Source organism: Shewanella sp. SR44-4 (assembly GCF_014163715.1).
Lineage (GTDB): Bacteria > Pseudomonadota > Gammaproteobacteria > Enterobacterales > Shewanellaceae > Shewanella.
Genome location: NZ_JACJDU010000033.1, coordinates 57,077 through 59,457 on the forward strand (window position 1 = coordinate 57,077; position 2,381 = coordinate 59,457).

The 2,381-nt window shown below is 39.0% G+C and carries 1 protein-coding gene; it reads right to left on the reverse strand.

The window, feature by feature from the left end:
• Window positions 1-627: 627 nt before the first annotated feature.
• A protein-coding gene (locus tag H5125_RS15000) for an IS3 family transposase (RefSeq protein ID WP_182744645.1) occupies window positions 628-1,787 on the reverse strand; the annotation gives its coding sequence in 2 pieces (ribosomal slippage) (window positions 628-1,538 and window positions 1,538-1,787; 1,161 coding nt in all).
• Window positions 1,788-2,381 lie beyond the last annotated feature (594 nt).

Here is a 2,381-nt window from a genome sequence, read left to right on the forward strand (position 1 = left end):
AGGATAAATCACTAAGCAGTGTCATCAATTAACTCCGGGGGAGAAGGCTAACTCATCATACTGCACTTACTTCAAACTACATTTTAATCATTACATACTTGTTCGTACAATAAATAAGACCGGGTGATATCAGGAAAGTTCACAAAGAAAATGAATTTTTTTAATTTATTTTGTGAGAGTAATTTTTTTGATCTATATGGTCGATATTCCCTGGAAAAGGTTTCGTTTTTTTAATTAAAAATAGCATTAGAGTTAACCTAAACTTGATTTTTTGTTTTTATAAATGCTTTTTAATCAGTTGTTTATTCTGATTCCGAGGTAAATTCAGGTAAGTGATGGGTTACGCATATGACCGTGGCAAATATCGATGGTGAGGCTTTTGGGTTTTATTTATGTGTAGCACAAAATGAACCTAAAAAAAGGGCAACCAATTTGGTTGCCTAAGTCGTTCTTTGTGGGTCGTGATTAACGGTGCGCTAGCGTGTTAATACTCCCCAAATAGGGATGATGATGAACAATAAACATTAAAACGGTGTAGCAGTAACTCAATCCTAACTGAAGCTTAAGGTAAGTAGGATAAATCACTAAGCAGTGTCATCAATTAACTCCGGGAGAGGAGTGTACTGGTCAAGCCAAACTGGACACTTTTAGTTGAGAATTTTCAAACTCTACCGGTGACAGATCACCATTAGCAGAATGAAGTCGCTCCAAGTTGTAATATTTCATGTAAGCAGTCACATCTTGCTTCATAAACTCCCTTGTTGGTTGAGCAACGTTAAAAATCCAATCGTGTTTCAAACTACCAAAGAAACGCTCAACAACGGCATTATCCCAACACGCACCCACATCACCCATACTGGCTCGAATACCATAGCTCGATAGCAGCCTGCCGAACTGCTTACTGGTATACTGTGAGCCTCGGTCACTGTGAAATACCAGCCCTCTGGCCGGTTGGCGCAGGTTGTAGGCTTTCATTAATGCCTTGGATATCAAATCTGTAGTCATGCGTTTGTCTATGTGCCACCCAACAATCCGGCGTGAATATAAATCCATTACTACCGCTAAATACATCCAGCCTTCACCTGTCTTTAAATAGGTCACGTCACCCGCCCAAACCTCATTAGCTGATACTGGGTTAAAGTTCATGTTTAACAGGTTATCAGCCACTGCATCTGAGTGTTTGCGCCGTGTAGTCACTTTGTAAGCACGTCGTTGGGTAGCTTTGAGTCGAAGGCGGTGCATAATTTTACGAACGAGATAGCGACCAACCTGGTAGCCTTCCTTGCGCAATTTCTTCACCATTTCACGATTCCCTAAGCTGCCTCGACTTTGCTTAAATAGCTGTCGAACAAGGCGATAAAGCTTCAGTGTTTCAATGCTTATCACGTTTGCTGGGCGTTTATGCCAATCGTAATAGCCTGACTTACTGACACTCATTACTCGGCATAACAGTGCGATAGGGAACAGGTTAGATTGCTGTTTGATGAAGCGAAATTTTACTTCATTTCTCTCGCAAAGAAGGCGCTTGCCTTTTTTAGTATTTCTTTCTCCATGCGTAATTCTTTGTTTTCTCTACGCAATCGTTTCAACTCATCACGCTCAGATTCTTCTAAGGTGATACCTTGTTGCAGGGCTTGGTATTTTTCCTTCCAGTTGTAAAGCAGGCTAGTGCTAACCCCAAGAGACTTTGCTGCATCAGCAACGCTATAACCTTGCTCTAGCACCATCAAGACGGCTTCATCTTTAAATACCTGCGGATAACTCTTATGTGATTTTTTTAGACTCATATCGACCTCTTAATTTATTGACCATACTGTCTCAAAATTAAGTGTCCGATGGAATTAGACCAGAACAGAGGTTAACTCATTATGCTGCACTTACTTCAAACTACATCTTCTTCGTACAATAAATAAGACCAAGCGTAATTAGGAAAGTTCACAATAAAAATAATTTTTTTACATTTATTTTGTGAGAGCAAGGTTTTTTGTTTTCTTAGCTGGTTTTTCGAAGGATTTATTAGGTTTTTAAGAGCTAAAAATGGCATTTAAATGAACCGAAACTCGATATTATAGTTTATCAAAGTCTTTATAATTAAGTGCTTATTTATCACTATGCTAGTTATACCAATCCTATTAAATATGTGATCTTTCAGCGGGAGTTCAAAGTGCTGTAGGCAAGGCAGATGATTGAAGCGAATAGTGATTCTATTTTGAAAACATCTAACGAAGCATAAAGTACTTTGAAACCCGCCAGAAAGGAGTCTCTCAGGTATTCCACTTCTGTGTTGCATCGATTTAAAAGGGAACAGCCATTTCTACATCAATGCGCCTTGAATTAAAAAACCTGAGAGACTCTGAACTGATCAGATATTTAATGAGATT